This is a genomic window from Fuchsiella alkaliacetigena (genome assembly GCF_023227765.1).
Lineage (GTDB): Bacteria > Bacillota > Halanaerobiia > Halobacteroidales > Acetohalobiaceae > Fuchsiella > Fuchsiella alkaliacetigena.
Window position 1 is genome coordinate 1 of sequence record NZ_JALKBZ010000075.1, and the last position, 7692, is coordinate 7692.

7 protein-coding genes are annotated in these 7692 nt (G+C 31.1%); all 7 read right to left on the bottom strand.

All coding sequences use genetic code 11. From position 1 onward, the window contains the following. Positions 1-219: 219 nt before the first annotated feature. The 7 genes from MWH30_RS12885 to MWH30_RS12915 all read right to left on the bottom strand — a co-directional run bounded on the left by MWH30_RS12885 (position 220) and on the right by MWH30_RS12915 (position 7591). Positions 220-1254, bottom strand: a complete 1035-nt coding sequence (locus MWH30_RS12885; RefSeq protein ID WP_248664504.1) for a transglutaminase domain-containing protein — start codon at positions 1252-1254, stop codon at positions 220-222. A gap of 18 nt (positions 1255-1272) precedes the next feature. After that, positions 1273-1488 (bottom strand): DUF3006 domain-containing protein, encoded by a 216-nt coding sequence (locus MWH30_RS12890; RefSeq protein ID WP_248664505.1) that lies wholly within the window; start codon positions 1486-1488, stop codon positions 1273-1275. Between the two features lie 12 nt (positions 1489-1500). Continuing rightward, on the bottom strand, positions 1501-2265 hold the full coding sequence (locus MWH30_RS12895; RefSeq protein WP_248664506.1) for a helix-hairpin-helix domain-containing protein: 765 nt from the start codon (positions 2263-2265) through the stop codon (positions 1501-1503). Continuing rightward, complete coding sequence (locus MWH30_RS12900; RefSeq protein WP_248664507.1) at positions 2243-2845, bottom strand: MBL fold metallo-hydrolase; 603 nt, start codon at positions 2843-2845, stop codon at positions 2243-2245. The genes MWH30_RS12895 and MWH30_RS12900 overlap by 23 nt, the downstream gene beginning before the upstream one ends. A 258-nt stretch (positions 2846-3103) precedes the next feature. Further along, on the bottom strand, positions 3104-4000 hold the full coding sequence (locus MWH30_RS12905; protein WP_248664508.1) for a DUF5655 domain-containing protein: 897 nt from the start codon (positions 3998-4000) through the stop codon (positions 3104-3106). 223 nt (positions 4001-4223) lie between these two features. Beyond that, entirely contained in the window at positions 4224-5228 is a 1005-nt protein-coding gene (locus tag MWH30_RS12910) for an SIR2 family protein (RefSeq protein WP_248664509.1), read from the bottom strand. 1073 nt (positions 5229-6301) lie between these two features. Further along, positions 6302-7591, bottom strand: coding sequence for a PGN_0703 family putative restriction endonuclease (locus MWH30_RS12915; protein ID WP_248664510.1), 1290 nt, complete (start codon positions 7589-7591; stop codon positions 6302-6304). Between the last annotated feature and the right edge of the window lie 101 nt (positions 7592-7692).

Below are 7692 nucleotides of genomic sequence, written 5' to 3' on the forward strand. Positions count from 1 at the left end.
GTCTAATTAATTACTCAATTAAATTAACTTCAGAATAAATATGATATTATTTTTTCACTTAATCGTGCTTTAATGAAACTTTAATTAAATTACAAGAATAAAAGCTCTAATTTCCATTAAGGTATTAGTCAGGGCTACTTAATTGATTATATACTTTTTGAAATTCGCTTCTATTATCACTATAGAGATTGAGGATTTTCTATTAGAAAAGCAATTTTTTTATATTAATGTAATGCTTTCTCTTTTCACTAACGGATACTTTAGGTATTCTCTCTTAGCAGTAGGATACTTATCTAAGTCCCAACTATGATCTGAGCTAATCTCCTGATCTGATAAGTTATAGTATTTATATCTAAAGCCTCCTCTATGATAGATACAGGAGTTCCAAGTTACATCAAGATGGTACCAATTCCCTGCTATCTTGACCATATTCCAGGCGTGATTTTCATCAGAACTCTGATCTTGAATATTTTCATTTGCTTTTCCTACTATAATTTTATTCTTAATACCCAATTCATCTAAACAAAGATAAGTTAACTGGGAATAACCAGCACAAACTGTTTCCCCTTCTTTTAAGGCATCATAGGCTGTCCACTTTTCTCTTTGATGATCATATACTACATTTTCTACTATATAGTTATGTACTGCTTTTAATTTATGATGCTCGGACATATATGGTCTCACTGTTTTCTTAATAATTTTTGAGACTTCTTTAAAAGTATACTTATCCTGCTCTCTAGTTAAACCGTGATTTAATTTAATATGTACTGTCACCTCTTCAGTATCTCCAAAATATTGATAATTCCAACCACGGACTGTTTCTCGATAATAATCATCATAATTATTTTTAAAGTCCTCTATTACCTTAGCCAGTGCTTCATTATCAATTTGGTAATAGCTAATTTTATAGCTAAATTCAAGCTCTTCAATTCTTTTTTTAAAAGCCTTCTTTAAATTTCTTGTAACTGCTCTATAAAAGTGTTTTGGTGATTTTGCAGTCGAAATTATTGCCAAAGCAAAAACATTGAAAAAAAGACCGATAAAAAACCATAGCCTTACGCTACGGTTTTTGTAATAAGCAACTATCGCACATAAAAAGGGAGATAAAAGCAAAATAATATGAACTAGTTCTAACTCTACACCAAGTAGTAAGTTTCTAATATCAAGTAGTAAATTTTCAATCATTTCTATGTCAATCGGTAAGTTTCTAATTATCTCTATCACTTCAATTAGTAATTCTCTAGCTTCTTCCATATGAACCATCCTCAAAAGTTAATCTTTATTCTTAAGTTTATCAAGTAGTTTTTCTACCCGTTTCTTCCGCTGTTCAGTGCTATCCTTATCTATTTCAAAGATAAGATTAAGACAGTCTCCTTCTTGAGCTTCATTTGGCAAGAGTTTCTTAGGTACATCTAGTTGCTGATCTTCATCTTTTCCTACTAAAATCACTGCATAGTTACCTTCAAATCTATCTATTACTGCTTGCAAAGCATCACCCCACTAAATTGTAATCTCTTCTTTCATATCTTCAAATCTAGCCTCTCCAATTCCTGAAACTTCTTTTATTTCTTCAATCATACTAAAATTACCATAGGTATCTCTATATTCAATAATATTATCAGCTATAGATGGCCCAACTCCAGTTATTTCTTGTAAGGTTTCGTGATCAGCTGTATTAATATTAATTTTATCTGCTGTATCTTCTTCTCTATCTTCTGGATCATAAGGCTCTTCATCTACTGAATAACTAGTACCATCCGTAGTAACCACTATATCACCTTGGTAATCGTTCCGATAGATTTCCACTCCTGCATTAGCCAATCTATTAATAACCTCATCTGCTGGATGTCCATAGCGGTTATCTTCCCCTACTTGAATTACTGCTATTTCTGGATTAACAGCATCTAAAAACTCCGAAGTAGTTGAGGTAGAGGAGCCGTGATGTGCCACTTTCAATATTTGATTTTCTATATCATAGCTTCTATTGATAATTTCTTCTTCTCCATCAGCTTCTATATCACCTGTAAACAAAAAGCCCACCTGATCATATCTTAATTGTCCTACTATATTTTCAAGATGCAAATCGTCAGTTAAAGGCTCTTTTGGATTTAAGATTTCAAAAAATAACTCTGGAGCTAATTCTTTTTTCATTCCTGCTCTGCCTTCAATAAACTTTATATCCTTTTCATCAATCACAGTTAAATACTCCTCAAAAGTAGCTGTAGTATGCACTAAGCCAGGGTCAATAATCCTTATTAACCTCAAAGCTTTCAAACACCTCTATTAGCCCGCCAATGTGATCTGAGTGGGCGTGAGTACCTAGTGCTATATGAATAGTTTCTATACCTAAGTCTTGAAGGTAAGGAACTACTCTATCTCTGCCTTCCCACTTTTGGCCAGCATCAATTAACATCTTGTATCTACTATCATCTTCGATAGCTTTAATTAAAATTGCATCTCCTTGGCCGACGTCTATAAAGTGAACTCTTATTTCTCCACTAAAATTCTCATCACTTTCAATATATTCTCCTATAAACTCAATATCATTTTTTTCAGAGGCTATATGTTTTTCTTCTGGATTAAAGCTATAAGATTCCTTAGCCGGTTCTAAGACTATGTTATTTTGAATATCTGTTTTGGAGAACTTACCATCTGTATCTGTTTTAGTTATTTGATCTTCGTTAGCATAGATACTGACGTTTTCTATCCCGGCATCAAAAGAGTCAATTACTTGGCCAGAGATATTATAACTGGTGGTTCCCCCGTTTCCATTACTACATCCTACGATGAATAGGACTAAAAAAATCGATACAAGTAAACTAATATTCTTTTTATTCTTAAGCATTTATATCTACTCCTGTTATGTTATTTAAAGTAAAATATCTAATCTTAGTTATAACTTAAATTTAAATGGATCTATTACCTGCTTTTAAAATAAAAAGACCAGCTTATTATCATAGTCAGCCGGTTAATGACCTAATAGATAGTGTCGATCTAATAGCATAAGAGTTAGCGAGTAAATTAAAGCAATTTTATGTTAGAAAAGCATAATCTTTTATTGTCCAAAGTTTCGATGGAAGGACAATTTATTCTTTCTCCTTAATTATGCTTGAAACTTATAAGCTTTTCTCAATAATGCTTTTGCTTTTTCAACATCTCCTACGCCTTCTATTCTTACTTCCAAATCACCAGTACCATAATGGCCTATATTGCTAACATCTCTTAGATTTTCAAAACTTAAATCTATCTGCTGAGGATCTAGCGATAAATACATTAGAAGGTGTTTCTTGTGTATTTCCAAGCAAGCAAAGTTTCTTATTGTCCGATAGGCAATATAAAGCTTCCTAATGCTTTCCTTAACATCATCTCCTAGATCTAAAATAAACTCCTGTAGTTCTTCAAAAAGTTCTATGGTATCTTCGCTTCCTTTATTTAAGTGTCTTTTAAGATTATACTCTTTATTTTTAGTTGTCGGCTTTTTCTTTTTAAGCGAATATTCCTCTTCTTCATTTGCGGTAAGTATTTCTATATTTAAGAGCCCAGTTTCAAAAAGCTGATACTGAATTAACTCAATAGGTCTACCCATTTGTGATACAGCATAGGTATCATACTTATTAAACTGCTCTGCTATACATAAAACTCTAGGTGAAGACCAGTCAACTTCTATATTTTCATCAATTTTATCTCTTACTAGTAATTCAAAATCTCCTTTGTGATCTACCAGCCAATCTAAATAGAATAAGGCTTGGTTAATCACATTTTGACTTTGAGTCTTTTTATACTCCAAAATTACTGGTGAATGATTCTCATCTATCCCTAGAGTATCCATCCTACCTCCGTGTCGCTCTCCAGTAACATACTCACTGGCTAAGAATCTTATACCGAAGATTTCTTCTAGATTGTTTTCTATTAATTTTTGGAGTTCTTTTTCTAACTCAAAATCTTTTTTATTTAACTGCTTTACTTTTCCATCAGTTATTTTGTATAGATTATATGACATTTAAGCTAGGCCTCCTAATCAATTATAAATTTCTTAATTGTTGGCAAACCAATCCTAACTTGCTAACTTACTGTCTACATTTAAAGGATTACGTTACCGCAAAACCCCTCCAAGACTCGATACAGAGCTGATTGATGACTAACCTTTACTTTTCCACACTCACTAGAATATATACCCTGTCAGGACGTACCGCTAAGCCCATATTATCTGAAGTATGCCGTTACTAACTTAATAGCTTGTTCATAAACAGTTTAACGGGATTTTCAAGTCCTACAAAATCATCATTAAGAGTACAATTTGAAAAAACTTTATTATAATTATTGTATAATTTTTTAGCATATTCACCAGTAGCTTTATCTATAATATAAATATTTTTTTCATTGCTATTCGCGTATGCATTGAAAAACATTCTTATTGTAAGATCTGTTTTTGGCAACGAATATCCAATAAAATAAATTTCTTCAACTGAACTTAAGGCTTTTCTGAATTCACTCCATAATACTTTAACAATGTTAGTCTGATAAAACAATGATTTCTCAGAAACTGGTGGAATAACTAACGGCTCTAATCCTAATAAATTAGAATTTACATTATTTTCTGTTTTATCTTCAAAGGGAGATTTAGATTTAACTGAAACATAGAATATTTGTTGACCACCAAAATTTTCTCCCCCAGTATAGTACCAATTTATGGAGCCATGAAGCTTCAATAATCTAAAAGTATCAACTGGTGATGAACTCCATAAAGAAGAAGTTCTAGACTTAACATTAGCAATTGGAAGTTGATAAATATCTTGTAAATAAACCTTCTGTTCATCTTGTCCTTTTAGTTCACTTAAATAAGCTAACCTTTCAATGATAGTATCATAATTTAATGTAGCTACTGTAAATTTATTATTATGTATATATCTTATGAATTTGATAGCCCATTCTGGCATATCTTTTTCAAAGGTTTTCTCCTCACATTCACTTATATATTTTGTAATTAGTTTGCTTACTTTTACGAAATTTGATCTATCTTTTAAAATTTCCTCTCTAGTTTTCCACGGCATAGGTTGTTGAAGGTAAGTTAATAAATTTTCAAAATCATTGGCAAATCTTTTATAAAACTCGTTTGAAAATATGTCCTCATAATAATCATATAAATAATTACTCAAATTTTTTAATGTAGGCATTTTTAATGAAATACTTCTTGAAAATCCAGATCCCAATACAAACAATTTAGACATATTCAAACCTCCCTCTCCAAAAAGGCATATTTCAGATGTAGGATCGAAGTCTTGTGCCTTAACTTAGGTTGGCATTCGTGTTCTCGGTTTGCTCACTCTTTCGTCTATGAGTGTCACAATATCCCAGCCATATTAGATTTCCAGTCCCTGCCTCTTCAAACCGTGCATACGGTTCCCTATTAACTTTCTTCTTAAATCCTATCAATTTAAGCTGGCTTAACTTTCACCATAATAAGCCAGTTTATAATTATTAAATAAACCTTTCTCAATATAACCAATTACTACTTCATCTCTTCCAGTCATATCCTTTGCTTATGGGACTTCTCTTGTTTAGATTTAAGATATATTCTCCTTCTCAAATCTTGTAAGTTAATGGGTGCTTTTATTATTTCACCCTTACCTCCTCTAGTGTCGGAAAGTTTATTAATAGTAGGGTTTCTTCGCTATACAAAGTTATCTTATTTTGTAATCTTGGCTACTACAAACCCATCCGCCACCCTCTTCTTTTCTAACTCTTTTCCTGAGTCTCAGTTATAGAATCTTCTTCTCTCAAGTAATTTCTCACAGGAAGAAGGAAGGCTTCTCTAGTTCCGAACATGTCCTTATATGCATACCACCGCTAATACTCCGCTGGTGTGTATAAATGTTTCAGTCAATTTTCATTTATACATTCTGCCTTCGCCTGAACGTTAGAAACTCGACCACCAAATTTTACCCCTTTCGAAACCACTAATGTTGCGGTCTGCATATTCGCTCGATATCCTTTAGATACCTTTGTCAATGGACTTCAATATTTTGGTTTCCCGCCATATTGCCATTCAGCTATAGAGTTTTGACTTTTCTCTAATAGATCTTTCACCTATTGGATATGTCCAGCTTCACTGGACATACAACGTCCCGCAGATTCACGACGTCCCCACCAATGCTCTTAACTTCTAATTAAATCTAAAATCTTATGTAAGTCATCCCAGCCTTCATTTATGCTCATAGACTGGGATGTTGTTAATCTGCTGTTATCCGAAGTACAGCACATATTAAACCATTTTTATACTTTTAAAAATTAACAAATTAGTTTAATCATTTTCTATTTTATTTGTATAAGAGCATAAATCACTATCAATTGACTCATCATTTGACTCATCATTTGACTCATCATTAATTACTTCAATTACTTCGCAGGGATTATCAAGATATTTACACCATATAACCAAATCATTATTTACTATTTCTATATCAGCAATAGGGCAATTAGAATATTCATGATAGGAATTGAAGTCAGAAATATAATCTAAACTTGAAGACCCATAACATGCATTAATATATTCCCAAGTTTTAATTTTCGAAAAATCTAAATATCTATTTTTAAATTCTTCAATCCATTCTATATCTTTAAAATGATTACCTTTGTTATTTTCTAGTTTAATTGTTTCTTCTAATTTTTTAACAAACTCCTCTAAAGTTATTGCCCTAAAAAAGTTTTCAATTCCTACTTCAAATTCATTATTATATTCATTAATAGCAATATACTTATCAATAGTAAATTGACACTCTTTATTTTCTCTAGGGTACATCATTACAAATAATCCTTGGTCAAAAGAATTTTTAGAATCAAAATTATAATTTTTACCTGTCTTCTGTTTTATTTCATTCTGAACTGATTTCAAGAGACTAACTCCTAACCTATGATTCCTCCACATTTGTTCAAGTTGATCAATATTTCTTTCAACCAAGGATAATTCTTTGATTTTTTCACAATATAATGGAGCACTTTGATCATATGATTTATATGAAGTAGGTTCACTATATTTAATTTCAATTCCAATAAACCCTTTTTTATTTTTTTCAAACTCAAATTTTACAAAAACATCAAACGCAGTATAATCATTTGTGAATTTTCTATTTCCTCTATCAGGTGAATATTCAAATTCAATTCCTGTTATTTTATCAATAGTTAAACTAGAAAAAAATATTTTAAATACCTTAGTAGTCATTTTATAATTTTCTTGTTTACTAAGCTCTCCAAATAAATTAAAGGCTAACGCTTGACTAGAAAGTAGATTATTCCAAATTTTTGGTTTTTTTATTAATTTCACTCTATCTTTTGTATTCTTTTTAACTAAATCCTTAATATATTTAGTTAAAAAGTTAGCTTGTTTTTCTTCTTCATCTGGATTATTTTCATCCTTAAGTTTTAATAAATATCCATATTTTTCGTTAAGACATTCTAAATTTTTGTCTTCCTTCTTCTCCTCTCTCCAAATACTTTGTAATAGTCTAGCATTTGCTGAAAAAATAGTTTCTCTTTTCGAATCAATGCCATTAAGATTAAATAATCCCCATAAATCTTTAGATGGTTTCTTCATAATTTAAATTCCTCCTAAAATATATTGGTTCTTTAATTAATGTTGTGAAAAATAATCTCTGTTGTAATCGAAGTCTATTAGAAAATAATTACAATAGGCTT

Excerpts from the sequence above, each read along its gene's own strand:
- MWH30_RS12905 (WP_248664508.1), bottom strand. The coding sequence starts at position 4,000 with ATGTCATATAATCTATACAAAATAACTGATGGAAAAGTAAAGCAGTTA.
- MWH30_RS12900 (WP_248664507.1), bottom strand. The coding sequence starts at position 2,845 with ATGCTTAAGAATAAAAAGAATATTAGTTTACTTGTATCGATTTTTTTA.
- MWH30_RS12885 (WP_248664504.1), bottom strand. The coding sequence starts at position 1,254 with ATGGAAGAAGCTAGAGAATTACTAATTGAAGTGATAGAGATAATTAGA.
- MWH30_RS12910 (WP_248664509.1), bottom strand. The coding sequence starts at position 5,228 with ATGTCTAAATTGTTTGTATTGGGATCTGGATTTTCAAGAAGTATTTCA.
- MWH30_RS12915 (WP_248664510.1), bottom strand. The coding sequence starts at position 7,591 with ATGAAGAAACCATCTAAAGATTTATGGGGATTATTTAATCTTAATGGC.